Below are 21,042 nucleotides of genomic sequence, written 5' to 3'. Positions count from 1 at the left end.
CGATTTTCATTGGCCGAAGGTTTGGGGCGTTTACGAAAAAGCGCTGCTAGAAATGAAAACATGCCGCCCATCCTTTTTCTGTCATTTTGATGGTTAGGTTTCACGGCATTGCCAACATTTATTCATGAAACGGAAACTTCTTTTTGCCTCCATGCCGGATGCTGCTCGATTCGCCGGAAATCGCGGGTAAAGTATAGGCAGATTCCCATGAATGCGACACTCGCGCCTCCGATCGCTAGAACAATTGCAGGCGTTGCGATTTGATGATCGAGCAAAAAAGAAGCCAGAAAATAACTAAGCGGCGACAATCCAAGCCCCATGAGGCGGTTTAAGGAAATAAACCTGCCGAGCATATGCGTTTCGACAACGGTTTGCGCGTAGGTGTTAAAAGGTACGTCGATCATGGTCAGCATCATGCCCAATATCGCCATCACGACAAACCCGTGATAGGCCTGCTGCATGAAACCGAGAGCCGTCAGGCTTCCGCCCATGACGACGACGAACCAGGCAAGCAGATGCAAGCGTCCGCGAAACCCTTTGGATAAACCGACGATGATGCCTCCCGCAACGGCTCCGGCTCCGAGCACTCCCTCCATATTGGCGAACATGCTGCCGTCCCAGTTCAATTGTTTAATCAGGACGGGGAGACCGACATTCAGCGGGCCGTTTAACATGAAATTAATGAGCAGCGATAAGAGCGATAAGAGAAAGAGGATGCGAATCGAAATCATATATTTCGCCCCGTCCATTAGTTCCCTTATAAATCCGGCCGGTTTCGGCGCCTCGTCCCGCCGGCCGGGCGAAACCGGTTTGATCCGGATCGCGAATATAAAAAGAGACCCTAGCGCAAACATCGATGCGTTGACCGCAAACATCACCGGAAATGAAACATGCCCGAGCAGCACCGAAGCGATCAACGGCCCGCCGACGATGCTGATCTGCTGGGAAATCGACAACAGGCTGTTCGCCGCCCCAAGCTGGTCCTTGGCTACCAAAGAAGGTACAATCGCCCCGCTCGCCGGCCAGAAGAAGGCGTCCACCGCTCCGAACAACCCGGCCATGACAAAAGCGGCCGCCGGATACCATGAAGGATCGCAGACGAGAATGACCAGGGAAAATAAGAAGAGCACGGCCCCCCGGGCGATTAAAGACAGGAACATGATCGTCCTCCGGTTGTACCGGTCGGATGCAATCCCGCCAACGAGCATTAAGACCACTCTGCATATCCCCATCGTCATGAGCGCAATGCCGAGCGCACCTTTCATCGTAACGGTATCGACGAGAAACCAGGATAGCATAATGAGGACGGCCGCGTCCCCGAAGGAAGAAAGAATGTTGCCGACCCATAGCCAATAATAGGATGAAGACAGCCCGGCAAAATCGCGCAAACCGGCCCTCATGGCGTCCGGTCCTCCTCCCGCTTCTTGCGGACGACAATATCGTCCACCGGTTCGTACGCTTCCGGGAGCGACATTTCGTCCGAAACGTACAACTGTTCGTTCGTCATAAATCCGACGTACGAGAAGAAGAACAATTCGCCAACATCTTGCGCGTTGCCGCGCTGTACGCGTTCGGCATATTTGCTCTCCAATTCCTCGAATTCCTGCACAAGCGCTTTGAATTTTCGTACCCAGTCCTTAATTTCATGCAGCGGAACCTTATACTCCCCGTTTCCGTGCAGCACCGGCGGCCTGGATGATTCCGGGGCGAAGGAGAGAAACGATTCCTCCGGAGCATGGCGGAGGCGGTACATCGCCGACCGCAAATTGTTTAGCATCGTCTCTTGTATGATCGTCGTGTCGGATTTCAAAGACGGAAGCAACTCTTCCGAGATGCGGAAATCGAATGCGACGGCGCGGTAAAATTTTTGGACGATCCCGTTTTTCTCTTCGGTGCGTGTCACTTCGAGCAATCCGTTTCGCTCCATTTCTTTCAAATGATAATGAATTTTGGATGCGGATGTGTGCAAGACGTCGCCTACCTGTTTGCCGGTGTATTCCTGTCTGATCAACATAATTAATATTTCCAGCCGCAACGGGTCGCTGATCGCTTTCAGTTGGTCCGGCGTCTCGATAATCATAAATCGTTTCAACCGTTATTCCCTCCAATGTTTTTTAACATTAAAAATATTTTGAATGTATTATAATATTTAATCGTTGTAAATGCAACATATGAAACTGATCTCTCTCTCGGAAATTTTCGAGGGCGGACGGTTATGTTGCACAAAACCGCCCGAACAGTATAAAGACCGCCGGCAATAACCGGCGGTGCAAACAAATCGTTACTGAAGTTATTTTCTCTTTGTACGAAGCCATAACGTCTTCAACAGGATAAACGCCGCGCAGCCGCCGACGAATAACGCGGCGAATTCCAGACCGGGATTGCCTCGTATGACGCCGAACGATACTTGATGCTGCAAATAGCCCACTTGCGCATAACTGTCGACGATATCCGGCACGTAATGCAGGGTCATATAGTAACCGATGCCGATCTGCACGCCGTAATACACAACGATCAACAATAGGGAAAAGATCACGGATTGCACGATCGTTTTCATATTGTCCGCCCCCTTCGCCAGTTTGCAGTTTTCTGTATCGGCAGGCACGCGATTAGGGAAGATCCGTTCTCATCGCGATCCCGACGATATCCCGCTTTCCTTCCGATATCCGGATTTCGAACGGTTGGAAGCCAAGTTTATGGTAGAGGGCAAGTGCGGCCGTATTCGTGTTATGGCAAATCAGCCGCAATTGGCGCAAATGCAATTCCTCTCTAGCCCTTTCCTTCATGACGTTCAGCAAATATGCGCCCGCCCCGTTGCCCCGGCATTTCGGATTGACGATAATATTTCCTAACCAAGCGTGATCGCGTTCCTTCACATCGTAGAAATTGCCGTAACCGGCGACCTCGCCGCCGCGCTCGATCACCGTCGGCAGCACCCGGCTCCTGGCCGCCTCGGCCAACTGATCCGGCTTGAGCGGATAGCTCCCTTTAGGAAACATATAATATTGCTCCGCCGCATTTTGCGGAAACGCCGATATGACCGTAAAATCGATCTCTTTCGCATTTCTGTAGCTGAACATTGAACCACCTTCTTTTTTACGGAATATATGTATATACGCAATCCGACTCGAAAAATCCTGCTTTCTCACCGATGTTTTTCGGCGGCGAATCGCCGAATTCCGACTGCAAAACAAAAAAAGGAGCGAGCCGCCGCTCCTCCCTTATCGTCTCGCTACGGCCGGTCCAGCCTAAAATCCCCCGAACCGGTGCGCACGTTCAGTTGAACGTCTCCCGAACCGAACGTCCCTTTGATCGAACGGCCTTCTTTGTCGCTTTCCTCGTAATTCATGCCGTCCCATCGGATCGTCCCTTTGCCGGAGCCTCCTTTGTATTGTACCGCCAAAGATTCCGGTTGCCGGGCCAGCAAAACGTCCACGTTGCCTGTTCCCGTCTTGAGATCGGCGTCATAGATCAGTTCTTCGAATTCCACCCGAATATTGCCCGAACTCGTTTTCCCCGACAATTTCGCTTCGCCGTCCATCAATTTCGCATTCCCGCTGCCGAGATCAAAAACGAGCGCGTCCGCTTTAAATCCTTCGGCAACCAAATTGCCCGACCGTGAATGGAGCGCGATCGAATCCGACGCCGTCATGTTCGACGCATTAATGTTGCCGCTGCCGGTCTTCACGTTCATGTTCGCTGCGTTCACGCCGGACAAATCGATATTGCCGCTGCCCACTTGCACCTGTAGCGTCTCCCATTGTTTGTCGGGCAGCCCGATCGAAAGCTCGATTTCCTTCCAATTGAATCCGATGTGAAATCCGCGCGGACTGACCATTCCTACCTCCAGGGAATCTCCTTGAGCGTTTATTTTGATGTCCGTCTTCTCCGCGTCGCGGGAGTTTACTCTTCCATGCAAACGAACGCTAATACGGTCCGAATCGCTATGCGTCACCTTCACGTTCGTACTGTCCGCTTTTACCAGAATATCGGATAACTGATCCGCATCGACCGTTTTCTCGATATCAATCTGCTTCGTGCCGAAGGATAGGAAATTTCCCGCAAACCCATACCCCGAACCGAATATGGAATACAATAAGCCAAACAAGCCTGCCGCCACCAGGACGACCCCTAAAAATACCGATTTTCTCATCTCTGTCTCTCCCCAATTCGCAAACTCATGCCGATCTCGCCGAAACCGCCGTTCTTGATCGCAGTTTCAGTATAACATCGGCGCGTCCGTCCTCCACCGGTCGAGCGGTGTAATTCGCACCCGACTTAGGTCCAGTTTGCGGCATCGGCATGCTCTCTTGAAAAATAGGAAAGCAACATTTCGAATCTCGAACCCGGCCGTTTCATGGTACAATATTCGATATCTGGACGATGAAGAAGGAGAACGCCGCCAATGAGCAATCCGCACGGCAATATGGAATATCGCGGGCCGGAGCTGCAAGTGCCCGTGCCGGAAGATTTCAACTTTGCGGAAACGGTAGGCTATATGAGCCGTTCCGGCAACGAATGCATGCACTATATTGATGATGGTACAATATACAAACGGATCCCTGTCGGGCCGGAATATCCGATCGTGAAAATCAGCGGCGGGGGCGAAGAGGCGCTTCATGTCCGGTTTCAAGGGACTGCCGATCCTCCGAGCGCGTCGACGCGTTCCGCGGCCGTTCAATATATTAGGGAATGGTTCGATTTGGATACGGATTTGACGCCATTTTACGCCATGGCGCATGCCGACGAATTGCTGCGGCCTACGGTCGACCGTTTCCGCGGCTTGCGCATCGTCGGCATTCCGGATTTATTCGAGGCGCTATGTTGGGCGATTATCGGACAGCAAATCAATCTTGCCTTTGCGTATACGTTGAAAAGGAGGTTCGTCGAACGCTACGGGCGGTGCGCCGAATGGAAAGGAAGGAGTTATTGGCTCTTTCCGACGCCTGAGCGTATTGCCGGCCTGGCCGCGGACGATCTCATCGATTTGCAAATGACCGCCAAAAAATCGGAATACTTGATCGGAGCGGCAAAGCTTATAGCCGAAGGCAAGTTAAGCAAAGAGCTTTTGTTGAACGAGGAACACGGCGGCGGTTCCGCAGAGCAACGGCTTGTCGCCATACGGGGAATCGGACCGTGGACGGCGAATTACGTCATGATGCGATGCCTGCGAATACCGTCCGCTTTTCCCGTTCAAGATGTCGGCCTTCATAACGCCATCAAACATTTGACCGGAACCGAGCGCAAACCGACCGTCGAGGAGATAAAGCAAATGTCGGCCTCATGGACCGGCTGGGAGGCATATGCGACGTTTTATTTATGGAGAGTTCTCTATTAATAGACATGAAGCGCCCCTTTCACGACAAAAATGCCCGGCCCGCCTTTTGTTAAAGAAGCGGACCGGGCATGCGATTAATCCAGCCTGATGTCGATGAAATGCTCGACGACCGGAAACGGATCGTAGAAGTGATGAAGCAGCGCTTTCCACTCCTCATATTCGGGCGATTGCCTGAACCCGACCATATGATCCTTCAACGATTCCCACCTGACGAGTAAAATATATTTATTTTCTTCTTCGATGCATTTCTGCAATTCATGGCTGATGTAACCGTTCATCTTGCGAATGATGTGCGACGCCTTGCGGAAGCTGCTCTCGAACTCGTTTTTCAACCCAGGCTTTATATGCAAAATCGCTACTTCCAAAATTTTCATAGGATCCATTCCCTCTTTGTCCGATTTTTCGGATAATCATTTATCCGATCGCCATAAGCGCCCCAAGCGCACCGCTGTATTCCCCGTTCTCCACAAAATAAGGATTGGCGCCTCTGAACAGGGCCGTTTTTTCCACGACATTCCGTAACGGATCGTTATCGGCAAAGGAAGAACCGATAAACACGATGTCGGCCGTTCCATACTGCCCGCCGGCATGCGCGCTTACCGTAGCCACCGTCTCGCCGACGAATCCGATGACCGAAGCGATCAAATCCTCTTTCTTCGGCGGACTTCCGGCGAACTTGTCGATATTGCCGAAATTGCTTGCCGTCAAATCTCCTGCCAAGGGAGGAACCGCTCCCTCGTAAATTTGAGCGACGGTAAGATCGATGCTGCTTCGGACTCCTTCGCCTGCCAATTTTACGATGGATTCGTAATCGCGCAGTCCTGTCAACAAATAGGACAATCCAAGCACCGTGCCTCCGCCGATGCCGGTACCTCCGACCCTCGCATGCGAATCGGCGTCGAGATAGTGAATCGATGTCCCCGTTCCAACATTGGTTAACAGGAAAGAGGGCATTCCCATTCCGCCTTGATGAAGCAAATGCCGAATTCCCCGGCAAGTGGCTGCGAATTCCGGAATATGCCGCGCGTCGCGTTCCAGCATCGATGCAAGCAAGCGGCTCTTGCCGCCGGTCAAACAAACGATCGCTTCGGGACGATGCTCGTTAATCCATAATGCCGCTTGTGTCAATTGGCTGGAAGGAATCTTATGATACTGAATCGAGTCCTCGCTTCGAAACGCGATCTTCACCAGCGTCCCCCCGGCATCGACGCCAATCTTGGGTATCGTTGCCACCGCTTTTTCCCCCTAACGCCAAATTTGTTTTGTTTCTATTATACTATGAATTTGTTCTATATAGGATTCAACAAATATAAAGGGCAGCGGTTTCGTGTTCCTCTTACAAGACAAAGGGGCCGAACGGATCGACAATTTTTTTATTGACTTTTTCGGACAAGCCGTTATAATTGTTTACATAATATATTATTAATTATTTCCAGTTTAGGACATAATATCTAGATTCCCTCACAATGTTCTACGCTTTAACCAACGAAACACTCCTATCGATCGTTCGAGCCGTTTCATATATTCCATCATGGCGCTTCACATTTTGCTTGATAGATATATTTAACCAAGTTCCCCCATATGAAAGGAGGTGGTTTGTTTTTAGATTTGCCAAGGAGGTGATCGTCCACTGTTTCGGCAGTACAGACGCGACAGCGATCGCAGTAATGTATCCGTTCTCATTCCAGCTGCTTTCCTTGCTATGAATTCGAAAGCCCGTTTCGAAAAATTGGAAGGTAAAAAAAAAGGAGGAGAATAAAATGGTACATCAAGTTTCCCTGAACGAATTCGTTACGAAATGGAAAATGGTATTTATTATCGCAGGTACGATGCTGCTCACGATGATTTTGTCGCTGGCGTTTGCCGAAAGCGCTTCCGCACACGGTTATGTCGATTCTCCGGCCAGCCGCGGCTATTTGTGCAAGCTCGGGCAAAATACAAATTGCGGCGCGGTCCAATACGATCCGCACAGTTTGGAAGGGCCGAAAGGATTTCCGCAAGCCGGACCCGCCGACGGGAAAATAGCGAGCGCTAACGGCCTTTTTCCGGAAATGGATCAGCAAACGGCGACGCGCTGGACGAAAGTGAACATGTCAAGCGGCAACAATACGTTCCATTGGACGTTGACCGCGGCTCATGCAACGACTTCATGGAAGTATTATATTACGAAGCCGGACTGGAACCCGAACGAACCGTTGAAACGGGCGTCATTCGATCTTACTCCCTTCTGCAGTTTCAATGACGGCGGACAACGGCCGCCGAATTCCGTTACCCATTCTTGCAACGTGCCGAGCCGCTCCGGCTATCATGTTATTCTGGCTGTTTGGGAAATTGCCGATACCGCCAACGCATTCTATAATGTCATCGATGCGAATTTCGGAGGCGGGTCCGGCGACAATCAACCGCCTACGGCGCCGACGAATTTGAGAACGACGGGAGTGACTGCAAACAGCGTTTCGCTCGCTTGGAACGCCTCGACCGATAATGTCGGAGTCACCGGATATCAGGTATACCGCGGCACGAACTTGGCCGCAACCGTTTCCGGTTCGACATTAAGCTATACCGTCACCGGGCTCGCCTCGAATACATCGTATTCGTTTACGGTTCGAGCCGTAGATGCGGCCGGCAATGTGTCGAACGCAAGCAACTCCGTCAGCGCAACGACTTCCGGACCGACGCCGGATACGGATCCGCCAACCGCCCCGGCAAACTTGCGTGTGACGGGTACGTCGGCCTCCAGCGTATCGCTCGCTTGGAATGCCTCGACGGATAACGTCGGGGTGACGGGATATCAAGTTTTCCGGGGCTCGACCTTAGTCGCCACCGTGTCGGGATCGTCGCTCAGCTATACCGTCGCCGGGCTTGCCTCGAGCACGACGTATTCATTCACGGTACGCGCGGTGGATGCGGGCGGCAACGTATCGGGCGCAAGCAATGCCGTCAGCGCGACGACCAATTCGTCCTCGGAGGCTCCGGCCTGGGCTCCCGGCGTTCAATATAGCGTCGGCGCTCTCGTAACATACGGAGGCAACGTGTACGAATGCCGGCAAGCCCATACGTCCCTGACCGGCTGGGAACCGCCGAATGTCCCTGCATTATGGCTGCTGAAATAATACACATAGGATAAGACCCTCGCCGGACAGCGGCTCCGTACGGAAGATGGCGCAATACCGTACGAGCCGCCCCCGTCGGGGGTTTTTACATACCGTACCGATGCCGCCGGAGAAGATCTGCAATATTAGTTCATTCGCATAGGTACAATCACACAATCAACAGGCCAATCGCACTCATAACATAAAGTACACAAATCAAGGAGGTGCTGTGCATTGTCTGGATACGTTGGAGGAGCTTTCACGAACACTGGTACGATTTTGGTGTTATTCATCCTTCTGGTTATCGTAGCTTGTAGCATTTGCGGCTTCAAATACTGATAAGTTCACCGCCTAGTCTTGACATCAAACCGCAGTATCCCCAATTGACAGCGACAACGAACTGAATGCTGGCAAGAAATCCTAAAGCGCCTAGCCGATAGGCGCTTTTCCCATTTCTTTGAACGTCTTCGATTCGTCTGTCTTGGATTTCCTGCAAAGGCGATAGCGCCCGATCGTGAGGTTGACAATAGCCGGCAAGATTGATTACATTTTTGGTAACAACTTCTCGGAGGTGTGCCTTGAGCATCAGACCGATCGATATCGCACGCAAACTCAACATCAGCACAAGCGCCTTGCGCCATTACGAAGAATGGGGGATCGTACCGGCCCCTGAGCGCGCCAAGAACGGTTATCGGCTGTACACGGAAGAACATCTTGCTTATTTCGAATGCATCCGCGCCATGAACGCCGGTTTCGGCATGCAGGTGACCAAAAACGCGATGATGAAAATTCAAAACAAGGAAGCGGAAGACGCGTTCTGGCTCGTAAACGAACAGCAAGCCCGCCTGCACCATAAAAAATTGCTTGCCGAGAAGACGGTGCAAATTTTGGGATCCATAGAGCTCGACGAGGCGGATGCCAAACAGAAAAGAAAATGGATGACGATCGGGGAAGTGTCCAAAGAAACGCAAATTCCCAGCACCACGATTCGGCACTGGGAAAAGATGGGGTTGCTCGACGTGTCGCGGGACAATGACAACGGTTATCGAAAGTTTAACCGGTCGCATGTGCGCAAAGTGCTCATTATAGGGACGTTGCGGGCGGCCGTATATTCGCTCGAAGTGATCAAGCAAGTCATTGAGGAACTGGACGGCCATAATGTCGAACAAGCGAGGCGAATCGCCCGCGATTCTTTGAAATATTTGAACGATTTAAATCAGGCTCAAATCAAGGGCATCCACTATCTATACCGCCTGTGCAATGTATTGAAATTAATCGATTGAATCGATCATGTCGAATCATTCATACGGCTCCCCCTCTCTTACCCTAACTTCTCTTTCAAGAATTGGCCGGTATGCGACGCTGCGATTCGAGCCACCGTTTCCGGCGTGCCTTCGGCGACGATCGAACCGCCGGCGTCTCCTCCGCCCGGCCCGATATCGATGACCCAATCCGAGCTGCGAATCAGATCGATGTTATGCTCTACGAGAATAACCGTATTGCCGGCGTCGACCAAGCGGTCCAACAGAACGAGCAATGGTTTGACATCGTTCGGATGCAAGCCGGTCGAAGGCTCATCCAGCAAATATAAGGTATGATGCTTGGAAGGCTTGCCCAATTCTTTTGCCAGCTTGATGCGTTGTCCTTCCCCGCCGGATAGCGTACTGACCGATTGACCCCACTTCAAATATCCGAGCCCCACTTCGCATAGCAGCTTCGTCATATTGGCCGCTTTCGGGTGATCGCCCAAGATGGGCAAGCTTTCTTGCACGGTCATATCCAAAAGATCCGAAATGCTGAAGCCTTGATATTTCACTCGCAGCACCTCTTCCTTGAACCGTCTGCCGCGGCAAGCGGGACAACGTACTTCCAACTCCGGCAGAAAATGCATATGAACCGACACGACGCCAAGCCCTTGGCATGATTCGCAACGGCCGCCCGCCGTATTAAACGAAAAATGTTTCGAAGTCAATTGGCTCCGCTTCGCTTCGGGCAATCCGGCGAACCAATTTCGCAATATCGTGTATACTTCGGTATATGTCGCAATATTCGATCGTTGCATCCGCGTTAGCGGCGACTGGTTGACGGTGATCAGCTTGCCGACCTCCTCCCATCCGGTGACGCTGCCGCAGCCATCCGGCTTTCCCCGCTCCCGATCGGAAGAGGCCAGCAGATCGAACAGCAGCGTAGACTTGCCCGAACCGGAAACGCCGGTAACGGAAACGAGACAACCGAGCGGGAATGAAACGGTAATATGTTTCAAATTTCGCAAATGCGCGTCATGAATCGTCAGCGACTTCCCCATCCCCCGCCTTCGCCTCCGTTCTGCCGGGTGTTGATTCGCATCTTTGAAAAAAGCGCCCGTAACCGATTCGGGCTGATTCATTAAATCTTCCAACCGCCCTTGCCCTACGACATAACCTCCGAAGCTGCCGGCTCCCGGACCCATATCGATAATATGATCCGCCGCCCGCATCACCTCTTCGTCATGCTCGATCACAAGCACGGTATTTCCCAAATCGCGCAGTTGCTTCATGACTTGAATCAAGCCCCGCGTATCGCGCGGATGCAATCCCGACGTCGGCTCGTCCAAAATATACAGCACGCCCGTCAGTCCCGAACCCAATATCGAGGCCAGCCTCAGCCGCTGCGCCTCTCCGCCGGACAGCGACACCACCTGCCGATTGAGCGACATATAGCCTAGCCCGACATCGGCAATGCGTTTCATTCTCACGATCATATCGTGCAAAATCGGCTCGACAAGCTGCAGGCTCTCTTCCGGAAGCGACTGCTGCTGCGACTTCATCCAAGCCAGCGAATCGCCGATCGGCCAGGAAGTTACTTCGGATATCGAAGCGCCGCCGACCGAAACGAGACGGCTTTCTTTCCTCAGCCTCGCCCCTTCGCAGTCGGGACAAATCTGTGCGCGGAAAAACTCCGATCCGCCCGAATCTCCGCCCTTCTCTCTGTACCTTCTCCACATGCCCGTTACGATACCTTCGAATTTCCCTTGATTCACCCCTTTCGGAGGCTTTATATTCGGGAAACGGCCGGAGAATTGTTCGCTCTCTACCCCATGCAAAAGCAAATCCCGTTGGACGGCGCTATACTCCTTGATCGGCAAATCGCCGTCGAATTCAAAACCGTAATGTTTGGCGGCGGCTTTCAATATGCTCAAATTGTATTCAACAAGGAAATCGTACCAAGGCAGCACGCCGCCTCCGCGCAAGCTTCGTCCTTCGTCGAATACGGCGTTCATGTCGAGCGAGGCGACATGCCCCAATCCGTCGCAACTCCCGCAGGCGCCCTCCGGTTTATTGAACGAAAAATGGGACATCGTCAATTTGTCCAGCGTGTGCCCGCAATTGGGGCAATGAACCTTCTCAAGCGCGTCGTACTCTTCATCGGCGATTCCGCGCACCGGGGCTTCGGCAGCGATCGCAGGCGCAACCGTCGTACCGCAAGCCGGGCAGGGACGTTCGCCCAGCTTGGCAAACATAATTCTGAGCAGCGTGTAGATGTCCGTTACCGTGCCGATCGTGGATCTCGGATTGCGGTTCGTCACATGCTGTCCGACGCTGATGGACGGCGAAAGCCCTTCGATGGAATCCACTTTCGGCTTGCTGATCGAATCGGAGATCATGCCCATGGACTCCATATACTGCCGCTGGCATTCTCGTTGCAGCGTATCCATCGCCAGAGTGGATTTGCCCGAGCCGGACGGGCCTGTCACGACGACGAGCTTATGCTTCGGAATTTCGAGCGAAATGTTTTTCAGATTATTTTCCCTTGCGCCTTGAATCCTGATATTCCCTTGCACTTGCATTCCTCCTTGTAAGACGAAACTGAAATTTTCATTTTGACAATTTCATACTACAACATTGATGCAAGTGATAAAGTTGATTCGACTAGCCTTTCCCGATCCGGGATCGTTCGGCGTTAAGTCCGTCATGCAGCTTTAAACTTTCTTAATAATGTTTCCGCTCGTTTTACCGTACCCTAGCGAAAAAATTCCATTAACTTTCTTGCTCCCTAATAATTCCCCTTAATAATACATTCGCCGGACGATCATCATAACAATATTCAAACTTCGAAGCAGAAGGAGGAATTTGCATTGGCCAAAACTTGGATGAGGATTGCGATAACGGCCCTTTGTATCGCAACGATGCTAAGCGGATGCGCGCAAAAGCAGGAGAAGCCGAAAGCCCAATCAACCAAAAAAGTGGAAGCGAAATCCGGGCAAAAAAAGAAACAAACAACGAAAAAAGCGAGCGATAACCGGAAAGGGAAATCATCTAGCGGTAAAGGCGGCCAAGTGATCGACAGCCGAATCAAAAGCTCCGGACTTTACGACAGCGGTCATTCCTCGACAATAGAAGCAATGTTTCATGCGGCGGGTATGACGGATGTGAAAGTTCTGGTACATGATAAGGACGTTTATATCGCTGATCCGAAGAAGCAGCTTCAAAAGGCAAAATGGAGTTTAAACACAGGCAATTTGGGGAAAGGTCATTTAAGCGCCAAAGGGGCCGGCCATCCTGTGGGGGCAAAAGGGGTTCGGGAAAGCAACATGAATATGGTCGTGCGGGAAATACGGAAAATTGCAGGCGATCAAGCGCGAATTTTTATCGTTAGCGATTCGAAGGCTCTGTCCGCCATGGATCGGGTCAAGTCCGTTCAAATATCCCCCGCCAAGGAGAAACAAATCGAACGCGATCTAACTTTAATGAAGAAAAACGCTTCGAAGAAAGAGATATCCCCATCGTCGAAACGAAAAAATAAATAAAATCATTCGTAGAAAAGCCTGGGTCCCCCAGGTTTTTATATTGCAATCAAAGAAAAAAACCTGATGCGCCTGCCCATCAGGTACGTTCGTTTCATAGTCGGGGCCGTGTTCGGCAAACACTATTGCCTGGCATACTCCGTCTGAAGAATGCCCATATGAATCAGATCATGCCAGCCTCCGTTCCGAAACAGGCTTTGCCTGGTGATTCCTTCCTGTTTGAATCCGATCTTCTCATATAACTTGACCGCCCTCTCATTAAACGAAAAGACGCACAAGGAAACGCGGTGCAAATTCATTTCAAGAAACGCGTAGTCCAGCAGCAGCCGCAGCGCCTCCGTGCCGTATCCTTTTCCCCAATGCCTTTTCGCTCCGATATCGAGAATGCATTCGGCATTCCGATTTTTATAATCGATATGGGTGAGCGACGTCACGCCGATCGGCGCGCCCGACGCTTTGTCCACGATCATATAGCTTTTGGCCGAATCCGATCCGAGAATGACATGATTGACAAAATCTCTCGTCGTTTCAAGCGTATGCATATCCAGCAAAGGACTGGTTGTCTGCATCACTTCCATATCGTTTCTCCAAGAATGATATAGCTCCGCATCTTCCGCCGTCATTTTTCTAAACTTGATTCTATCCGTTTCGAACAACACTGCGCTCTCCCTTTCTTATCTATCATTTATCGTCCGCGTTCGGACACAGCAATTCCTTCAAAGAAAACTCCAAAACCTCGAGCTGCTCGCTTACTTTGGTGCGCTCCGGACCTAATTGGTACGTATCCAGCATTAATCCGTCGATGCAAGAAATGAAATACAGCGCGATCGATTCCGGCTGCATGCGCGGCTGAAACTCGCCCCGTTCCGCCCCCAACCGGACGAATCGTCCGATGGCCTCCGCCAAGCTTCGATATCGCTGCGCAATATAAGGAAAATGTTCCTTGTTCAGCAAATAAGCCGACGACAGGAAAAATTCCGCCCTGGCGCGCAAAAGCGAGTGATGAATCGATGCAATGAGCTGCTGTTGCTTCCTTACCCACTCGGTTAATTGATTCCATAACGGAGAATGCTCGTCCGGTTCGAAAAATTGGAGCACTCTCCGGTCCTCAAATTGAAGCACTTCCATAAAGACATGCTCGATATTGTCGAAATAGGCATACAGCGCCCCGCGCGATACGCCTGCTTCGTCCATAATGTCCTGCATCGAGGCATGCGTATATCCTTTCCGGATAAACACTTTGAGCGCGGCTTGCAGCAATTCCGTTTTCTTCTCCTGCTTATATTTTTCGCTTACTTTCGGCGACACCGGTCTCAACTCCTTTCGTTAACAATTACAAAATATACACTAATGTCGTTTTTATACGCAATTCCATTATAAACGACATCAATGTCGTTTTCAACAATAAAAAAAGGGGCGATCTATTGGAAATTCCAATAGTCGCCCTATTTCGTTCAACAGACCTATTCCGACATCCATACAAGCTTGCCGCGCGTATTGATATATCCCTCGATATACCAGTCGTCATAACTTGGTCTCGTTTCCTTCGTTCTTACATACACTTTGGCCAGTTTGCCGCGGAACGAATCCGCCCATTCCAGCGAAGGCTTGACGACGTACTTGCCGGTTTTATCGATGAATCCGTATTTCTGCCCTGGGCTTGCCGGCGCTAAACCGTGGACGAATGTCCCACCAGCAAGCACGTTCGCGCTCGCGATGACCTTCTCGCCTTTTTTGTTAATATAGAACGATTTGCCGTTCCGCTCCACAAAGGCCAATCCTTCCGAGAACGGTCCGGCGGAAGTGAATTGCGGTTTGAGAATATATTTTCCTTCCCGGTCGATATATCCGTATTTGCCGTTGACGTATACGCGCGCCGCGCCGTCGGAGAACGGCGCCGCATCGGCGAAACGGGCGGGAATGGCGAGCTTGCCCGTCTTATCGATATACCCGTACAAGCCGTCCACAGCCAATTTGACGGCGGCCAACCCTTCCGAGAAATCGGAGGTGCTGCTGAATCGGTATGGAATAACGAGCTTGCCGGTTTTGTCGATATAGCCGCTCGCTTTGCCCATATTGACCCGGGCCATACCTTCCTTGAAATGCGAGGCGACATGATAAACCGGTTGAATGACGCGTTCGCCTTTCTCGTTCAAATAACCGTATCTTACCGCATTCTTGCCGTTCTCTAACTCGATTTGCTCCCCGAATAAGACCATGCCGTCCGACCAATAACTGCAGCGATTGATCGGGCAATCGAAGAGGCGGCTGCCGTTTGCATCATAGTAGATTTGTTTGCCCCCGGCCTTGTCGACGACGTACGGAGGATTCCCCGGCTCTTGGCCGTACCCGTCATACACCGGTTCTATGATCGTCTCGCCCTCCCCGTTTATAAAGCCGTATTTTCCGTCCTTCCATATCGGATACAGCATATCCGCTTCGGCCGAAGCGGCAGGTTCGAACTTGGCCGGCGCTTCTGCCGCAGCCGTTCCCGCATAAGCAAAACATAGCGACAATACGAGCGCGTAAGACAATATCGCTTTCTTCAATTTTCTTCCTCCCCATGAAGTGCATTGTTATTCAACTTTTTAGCATCATATCCAAAATGATCATACCACCGACAGCCGGCGCTTGCCAATATGAAGAACCTATGCCGCAATCCGGCCGTTCGGAAATGTTTGCATATATGACGATTGTTGTCATATATGATCGGTACAATGAAGATGTAATCAAAAACATACGTTGAAGGAGCGATCGATGGATGAAACCGTTACAGGGAAAAATAGCGGTGGTAGCCGGGGCGACACGCGGAGTCGGACGCGGCATTGCCGTTAGTTTGGGCGAGGCAGGGGCCACCGTTTACTGTACCGGAAGGAGCGTGCGCGGCAATCCGTCAAGCATGGGCCGCAAAGAAACGATAGAGGAAACGGCGGAAATGGTGACGGCGCGCGGCGGCATCGGCATACCGATGCGGGTGGACCATACTTCGGAAGAAGAGGTGAAAGCTTTCTTCCGGCAAGTTGCGGAACAGCAAGACGGAAGGCTTGACATATTGGTCAACGACATTTGGGGCGGAGATCCGCTCACGGAATGGGATACGCCTTTCTGGCAACATTCGCTTGCGGGCGGATTGTCCATGCAAAAAACGGCCGTCCAATCGCACATGATTACCAGCTATTACGGAGCGCCGTACATGGTTGCCCGGCGCGAAGGGCTCATCATTGAAATTACGGACGGCTCCGATTACCGTTATCGCGGCAATTTATATTACAGCCTTGCCAAAGTATCGGCGATCCACCTCGCGGAGGCGATGGCCGCGGAGCTTCGCCCGCATCAAGTTGCGGCGGTGGCCGTCACGCCGGGCTTTCTCCGCTCCGAAGCGATGCTGGACCATTTCGGCGTGGCAGAGGCCAATTGGCGCGATGCCGTCGCCAAAGACCCGCATTTCAGCGAATCGGAAACGCCGTACTTTATCGGGCGCGGCATTGCCGCCCTCGCCGCCGATTCGCGGTTGTTCGAGAAATCCGGCTCCGTGTTGACAAGCTGGGGCCTTTCCGATGAATACGGCATATCGGATATCGACGGCAGACGGCCCCATTGGGGCAATTATGCCGCCAAGCAAGGCTTCTGAATCGACGAGCGTTCTGAGCTTGGTATCTAGACCGCGCCTCGGCCAAATCGAGATACCAAGCTCATTCCTTCGCCTATTTGCTTTTTTGATATTTTCAAAAGCTTCTAAAACGCAGCCGTTGTTATGGATAGAGCTGCGCGATCTTCGCCAGATGCCGCCGCAACTCTTCGATCAATTCCGGCGGGGACAGCACCTGGACGTTTGAGCTATAGCTGAGGATATGCCGAATCGCATGCCCCTTCGAATAATATGAATTCGTTACATGCATGAAGCCGTCCGGTTTCGCTTCGATTCGTCCGGCTTCGAATTCGTCCCTTACTCTCGTCTTCACCGCCGGATGAAAACGAAGGACGGCCGGGAACGGAACGGGTCTTTCCTCGGAATCCCGTCTCGTTTCCAATTGCTCCAACGTCATCGCGCGGCGAACGAACGTGTCCGGCAACGTTTGCAGCCGGCTGATACGGGACAGCCGGAATATCCGGAAATCGGAGCGGATCCGGCAATAACCCCATACATACCACGCATAACCTTTCAAATATAGCCCCATCGGCTCGATCGTTCGTTTCGTTTCCGAGCCGTAAACATCCCAATATTCGAATGCCGCGAGCCGCGATTCCCGAATCGCGGCGTTGAGCGGTCCGATCTTCTCCTTCTCGTTCGGCGTCGGCGCATAATTCAAATGGAGGTTGGAGCTTTCCTCCTGTACGGAACGGCCGGGGACGAGCGATCCGATTCGTTCCAGCAAGCCGGCAATGTCTTGATTGTCCGTGGCCGATTGAAATCCCCGCAGCGCCGTGCAGATGAATACGAAATCTTCAAGCGTCAAGTATTGTTTATCCAGCCGATAGCCCTCCATAATCTCGTAACCGCCGTCCGAACCGGGAAACGATACGACGGGAATGCCCGCTTGATTGATCGCCTCCATATCCCTGTATATCGTTCGGAGCGATACTTCAAAGCGCTCGGAGAGTTCCGCAGCGGTTACTCTTCTCTGATTTAACAATGCCATCGTAATCGCCAACAGCCGATCCAGCTTCAATTGCTATCCCTCCAAGCATTAAAAAAGAATGAACAGTATTACATTCTGCGAACCGACCGGATCTCCTCCTTCCCGCATCTTGTCCGAATCCAAAAAAGTTTCCGCCCGCCGAATGCGAAACCGTATAATTTTGCAAACTAGAACGTACAATGATTGCACTGTCTTTAGCCAAATGCCGTTAAGTATAATGACTTACAGGAAAGGTAAATCCTATTGGAAGGGGTTGGAGGAATATTCTTGATGAACGAAGCACTTCGATGCTCGCGTTGTTGCAAGAGACGGAGGATTACGTTCCGGTGCAAGAATTGATGAATGCCTTTCATATTTCCAAACGGACCGTCTATTACGATATGAGTAAAATTAACGACTGGCTGCGGGACAATCGTCTCCCTCCCGTCGAATACGTCCGCGGGACAGGGTTTCTCCTTCCCGAAAAATCGCGCAAGCAGCTTCCCGGCAAAGCGAAAGAGATTCAGCCGAATCATTATTACTTGTCGCGCAACGAACGGAAAGCTTGGCTAGGCTTGCATCTTATTAGCCGGGCGAAACCGATGTTCCTCCACGATATGGAACAACTGCTGCAAGTCAGCCGGGGGACCGCTCATTCCGAGCTCAAAGCGCTGCGGGAAGAGTTGGCCGGATTCGGACTGCATGTCAAGTTTCAGCGCAAGCAAGGATATACGGTGCAGGGAAACGAGAAAGATCAACGAACGGCCCTCTCCCATTTTCTGTCCGAACTGCTGTCCCATATCAGTTGGAAAGACTTCGTCTCGCAAGTCCAAGGGTTGGTCAACGCCAATCTGTATAAATCCCATATCCCCTCTTTCCGGGAAGAGCAATTGTCCGCCGTTTACGACATTATCGCTTCCGGCGAAAGAACGATCGGCATGGAATTGACAGACGAGACGATCGTCGAGTTGGCCGTTCGGTTAATTTTCTACACGAACCGGATTATTCAAGGGAAAACCGTCTCGATGGACCGGGACGAGAGAGAAGCTTTGCAAGCGACTCCGCAATTCAAAGCGGCGCTCGATATTTCGCAAAAGCTTGGCGAATTGTTCGAGATCCAATTGCCGGAGGATGAGGCTTGTTATATTACCGTTCATCTATTGGCTGCCAAAGTCAATAAGATGGAAGACGAATCGGACGATCTCGAAACGATGCGGCTGCGCAAGGCGACCGGCCGAATGATCGATACGTTCGAGCGGCTCGGATGCGTTTATTTCCAACAACGCGAAGCGTTGGAGAAACAGCTGTTTCTTCATGTGAAATCGGCTTATTACCGGATCAAATACGGCCTTGCCAAGGAAAACCCTTTGACGGACACGATGAAAGACAAATACCGGGAAATATTCGAATTGACCAAAAAATCGGTGCACCCGCTCCAGGAACTGCTCCACAAGCCTATTGACGAGCATGAGATCGCTTATTTGTCCATGCATTTCGGCGGCTGGCTGCGCAGGGAACAAACCGAGCCGGCACCGCGCAAATCGGCGGCAATCGTATGCGTAAACGGCGTGTCCGCTTCGCGGATATTGAAAATTCAGTTGGAGCAATTGTTCCCTGCCGTCGATATCGAAGCGATTCTTTCTTTGCGGGACTATGAAGCGTTCGACAAACCGGTCGATTTTATTTTTTCTACCGTGCCGTTAACCGGCGCGAACGCTCCCGTCTTTATCGTCAACGCCATTTTGAGCGATACGGAGAAAGCGCATTTGCTCAATCAAGTACATCCTTATCTGGACGGCGGAAACGCAATGCCCGGCCCATCGGCGCAGACCATCGTCGACATCGTCAAAAAACACGCGACCATAGGCGATGAAAACGATTTGCACGAAGATATCCAACGCTATTTAACGGCAGCGCGCACCCAAACGCCGGAAGACCGCAAACCGGCGTTGCAAGATTTGCTGCCCCTATCCCGGATCGCCGCGGTCGACAAAGCGGAAGATTGGCGCTCCGCAATCCGGCTCGCCGCCGAACCTTTACTGAACGAGGGATGCATTATTCGCCCATATGTCCAAGCCATGATCGGCAAAATCGAGGAACGCGGCCCTTATATCGTCGTTGCGCCCGGCGTCGCGATCGCGCATGCCAGGCCCGAGGACGGCGTCGTCCGCGTTTCCATGGCGCTGCTTTGCATCCGGCGGGGCGTCGCTTTCGGCAGCGATCCGAAACATCGCGTTTGCCTGCTGTTCGTCTTGGCTAGCTCGGACGGGGAAACGCATCTCAAAGCGCTGTCCCAATTGACGGCCATGCTCAGGGAGGACAAGAACCGCGATCGACTGGCGAATGCAGCCGACGAGTCGGAAATCTTTCGAATGATCCGTCAATATTCCACTACTTCATAGGACACACTAAGGAGGATTTTACCATGCGTTTTTTAGAAAAAAGCCTGATTGCGCTCGATATCGAGGCGAATAGCGCCGAAGACGCCATTCGCGCGGCCGGACAGCTTCTCGTTGACGGCGGCGCGGCCGAACGGAGCTATATCGAAGCGATGCTGAAATCCTATCGGGACAAAGGGCCCTATTTCGTGCTCGCTCCCCATATCGCTTTGCCTCACGCGAAGGCCGAAGACGGAGTGCGCGAAGCGTCCGTTTCATTCGCCCGTCTCAAACAGCCGGTCCGATTCGGCCATCCTGCGAACGATCCGGTCGAGCTCGTATTCGCGCTCGGTTCGTCGAGCAGTTCGGATCATATCGCTTTGTTGCGGCGATTGACGACATTGTTGAACGATCCGGCCAATGTAACCGCGATGCGTCAAGCTCAAACGGCCGACGAAGTCGAAGCGTTGCTCGCCAAGGCGGAAGCGAAATAACGTCTCATCCCGATTTGCCATAACGAAAAATAGCTGACAAACAAAAAATGGAGGTAATAAATATGAAAATTTTATGCGTATGCGGATTAGGTCAAGGTACAAGTCTCATTTTACGAATGAATGTGGAGAGCGTGTTAAAAGAGCAAGGAATCCAGGCAGACGTAGAGCATACGGACGTTTCCACCGCATCGAGCATGTCGGCCGACTATATCGTAACCAACAGCGAGCTTGCGCAAAGCTTGCAAGGCCATGATGCCAAAATCGTCATCGTCAACAATTATTTCGACCTGAACGAAATTAAAGAAAAATTGAAAGAAGTTTTGTAAAAGCCTACGTAG

At 51.7% G+C, this 21,042-nt stretch carries 21 protein-coding genes; 9 read left to right on the top strand and 12 right to left on the bottom strand.

What is annotated here, in order from left to right; genetic code table 11:
• Nucleotides 1–122: 122 nt before the first annotated feature.
• From LQ229_RS21290 to LQ229_RS21270, 5 genes are all read right to left on the bottom strand, one after another.
• Entirely contained in the window at nucleotides 123–1,400 is a 1,278-nt protein-coding gene (locus LQ229_RS21290) for an MFS transporter (RefSeq protein WP_230192852.1), read from the bottom strand.
• Nucleotides 1,397–2,092, bottom strand: a complete 696-nt coding sequence (locus LQ229_RS21285) for a transcriptional regulator (protein WP_230192851.1) — start codon at nucleotides 2,090–2,092, stop codon at nucleotides 1,397–1,399. Before LQ229_RS21285 ends, LQ229_RS21290 begins: the two co-directional genes overlap by 4 nt.
• A 198-nt stretch (nucleotides 2,093–2,290) precedes the next feature.
• Complete coding sequence (locus LQ229_RS21280; RefSeq protein WP_230192850.1) at nucleotides 2,291–2,557, bottom strand: hypothetical protein; 267 nt, start codon at nucleotides 2,555–2,557, stop codon at nucleotides 2,291–2,293.
• A gap of 52 nt (nucleotides 2,558–2,609) precedes the next feature.
• Complete coding sequence (locus LQ229_RS21275) at nucleotides 2,610–3,080, bottom strand: GNAT family N-acetyltransferase (RefSeq protein ID WP_216540646.1); 471 nt, start codon at nucleotides 3,078–3,080, stop codon at nucleotides 2,610–2,612.
• Nucleotides 3,081–3,232: 152 nt separating this feature from the next.
• Nucleotides 3,233–4,153, bottom strand: coding sequence for a DUF4097 family beta strand repeat-containing protein (locus tag LQ229_RS21270; RefSeq protein WP_216540647.1), 921 nt, complete (start codon nucleotides 4,151–4,153; stop codon nucleotides 3,233–3,235).
• Between the two features lie 252 nt (nucleotides 4,154–4,405).
• On the opposite strand from LQ229_RS21270, the gene LQ229_RS21265 reads away from it, so the two are divergent.
• Nucleotides 4,406–5,338 (top strand): DNA-3-methyladenine glycosylase, encoded by a 933-nt coding sequence (locus tag LQ229_RS21265; RefSeq protein ID WP_290370063.1) that lies wholly within the window; start codon nucleotides 4,406–4,408, stop codon nucleotides 5,336–5,338.
• 74 nt (nucleotides 5,339–5,412) lie between these two features.
• Here the strand turns inward: LQ229_RS21265 and LQ229_RS21260 are convergent, their stop codons facing one another.
• Both LQ229_RS21260 and coaW read right to left on the bottom strand, forming a co-directional pair.
• The gene (locus LQ229_RS21260) at nucleotides 5,413–5,712 is read right to left on the bottom strand and encodes an antibiotic biosynthesis monooxygenase (protein WP_216540648.1); all 300 of its coding nucleotides are present in this window, start codon (nucleotides 5,710–5,712) and stop codon (nucleotides 5,413–5,415) included.
• A gap of 40 nt (nucleotides 5,713–5,752) precedes the next feature.
• The gene (gene coaW / locus LQ229_RS21255) at nucleotides 5,753–6,571 is read right to left on the bottom strand and encodes a type II pantothenate kinase (protein ID WP_216540649.1); all 819 of its coding nucleotides are present in this window, start codon (nucleotides 6,569–6,571) and stop codon (nucleotides 5,753–5,755) included.
• A 527-nt stretch (nucleotides 6,572–7,098) separates the two neighbouring features.
• Between coaW and LQ229_RS21250 the strand changes: the two genes are divergently transcribed.
• From LQ229_RS21250 to LQ229_RS21240, 3 genes are all read left to right on the top strand, one after another.
• Nucleotides 7,099–8,451, top strand: a complete 1,353-nt coding sequence (locus tag LQ229_RS21250; protein WP_230192849.1) for a lytic polysaccharide monooxygenase — start codon at nucleotides 7,099–7,101, stop codon at nucleotides 8,449–8,451.
• Between the two features lie 213 nt (nucleotides 8,452–8,664).
• Nucleotides 8,665–8,769 (top strand): YjcZ family sporulation protein, encoded by a 105-nt coding sequence (locus LQ229_RS21245; RefSeq protein WP_230192848.1) that lies wholly within the window; start codon nucleotides 8,665–8,667, stop codon nucleotides 8,767–8,769.
• 239 nt (nucleotides 8,770–9,008) lie between these two features.
• Nucleotides 9,009–9,713 carry a MerR family transcriptional regulator gene (locus tag LQ229_RS21240; RefSeq protein ID WP_230192847.1) on the top strand — a complete coding sequence of 235 codons (705 nt, stop codon included), beginning with the start codon at nucleotides 9,009–9,011 and terminating at the stop codon, nucleotides 9,711–9,713.
• A gap of 38 nt (nucleotides 9,714–9,751) precedes the next feature.
• Here LQ229_RS21240 and uvrA read toward each other — a convergent pair whose 3' ends face one another.
• Nucleotides 9,752–12,250, bottom strand: coding sequence for an excinuclease ABC subunit UvrA (gene uvrA, locus LQ229_RS21235; protein WP_216540652.1), 2,499 nt, complete (start codon nucleotides 12,248–12,250; stop codon nucleotides 9,752–9,754).
• Nucleotides 12,251–12,544: 294 nt separating this feature from the next.
• Here uvrA and LQ229_RS21230 point away from each other — a divergent pair, with 294 nt between their 5' ends.
• The gene (locus LQ229_RS21230) at nucleotides 12,545–13,216 is read left to right on the top strand and encodes a hypothetical protein (RefSeq protein WP_216540653.1); all 672 of its coding nucleotides are present in this window, start codon (nucleotides 12,545–12,547) and stop codon (nucleotides 13,214–13,216) included.
• A gap of 119 nt (nucleotides 13,217–13,335) precedes the next feature.
• Here LQ229_RS21230 and LQ229_RS21225 read toward each other — a convergent pair whose 3' ends face one another.
• From LQ229_RS21225 to LQ229_RS21215, 3 genes are all read right to left on the bottom strand, one after another.
• Nucleotides 13,336–13,872 (bottom strand): GNAT family protein, encoded by a 537-nt coding sequence (locus LQ229_RS21225; protein WP_216540654.1) that lies wholly within the window; start codon nucleotides 13,870–13,872, stop codon nucleotides 13,336–13,338.
• A 22-nt stretch (nucleotides 13,873–13,894) separates the two neighbouring features.
• Nucleotides 13,895–14,521, bottom strand: a complete 627-nt coding sequence (locus LQ229_RS21220) for a TetR family transcriptional regulator (RefSeq protein ID WP_216540655.1) — start codon at nucleotides 14,519–14,521, stop codon at nucleotides 13,895–13,897.
• Between the two features lie 155 nt (nucleotides 14,522–14,676).
• Complete coding sequence (locus LQ229_RS21215) at nucleotides 14,677–15,762, bottom strand: WG repeat-containing protein (protein WP_216540656.1); 1,086 nt, start codon at nucleotides 15,760–15,762, stop codon at nucleotides 14,677–14,679.
• 212 nt (nucleotides 15,763–15,974) lie between these two features.
• Here LQ229_RS21215 and LQ229_RS21210 point away from each other — a divergent pair, with 212 nt between their 5' ends.
• Entirely contained in the window at nucleotides 15,975–16,844 is an 870-nt protein-coding gene (locus tag LQ229_RS21210) for an SDR family oxidoreductase (protein ID WP_216540657.1), read from the top strand.
• A 121-nt stretch (nucleotides 16,845–16,965) separates the two neighbouring features.
• Here LQ229_RS21210 and LQ229_RS21205 read toward each other — a convergent pair whose 3' ends face one another.
• Entirely contained in the window at nucleotides 16,966–17,883 is a 918-nt protein-coding gene (locus tag LQ229_RS21205) for a YafY family protein (RefSeq protein ID WP_216540658.1), read from the bottom strand.
• 257 nt (nucleotides 17,884–18,140) lie between these two features.
• Between LQ229_RS21205 and LQ229_RS21200 the strand changes: the two genes are divergently transcribed.
• The 3 genes from LQ229_RS21200 (at nucleotide 18,141) to LQ229_RS21190 (ending at nucleotide 21,030) form a co-directional block, all read left to right on the top strand.
• Nucleotides 18,141–20,234, top strand: a complete 2,094-nt coding sequence (locus tag LQ229_RS21200; RefSeq protein WP_216540659.1) for a BglG family transcription antiterminator — start codon at nucleotides 18,141–18,143, stop codon at nucleotides 20,232–20,234.
• Nucleotides 20,235–20,257: 23 nt separating this feature from the next.
• The gene (locus LQ229_RS21195) at nucleotides 20,258–20,704 is read left to right on the top strand and encodes a PTS sugar transporter subunit IIA (RefSeq protein ID WP_230192846.1); all 447 of its coding nucleotides are present in this window, start codon (nucleotides 20,258–20,260) and stop codon (nucleotides 20,702–20,704) included.
• A gap of 62 nt (nucleotides 20,705–20,766) precedes the next feature.
• On the top strand, nucleotides 20,767–21,030 hold the full coding sequence (locus tag LQ229_RS21190) for a PTS sugar transporter subunit IIB (RefSeq protein WP_216540661.1): 264 nt from the start codon (nucleotides 20,767–20,769) through the stop codon (nucleotides 21,028–21,030).
• The last annotated feature ends 12 nt before the right edge of the window (nucleotides 21,031–21,042 follow it).

The organism is Paenibacillus sp. CECT 9249 (genome assembly GCF_918697855.1).
Lineage (GTDB): Bacteria > Bacillota > Bacilli > Paenibacillales > Paenibacillaceae > MSJ-34.
Note: the sequence above shows the minus strand (reverse complement) of the source record. Positions and strands in the feature narration are given on the sequence as shown.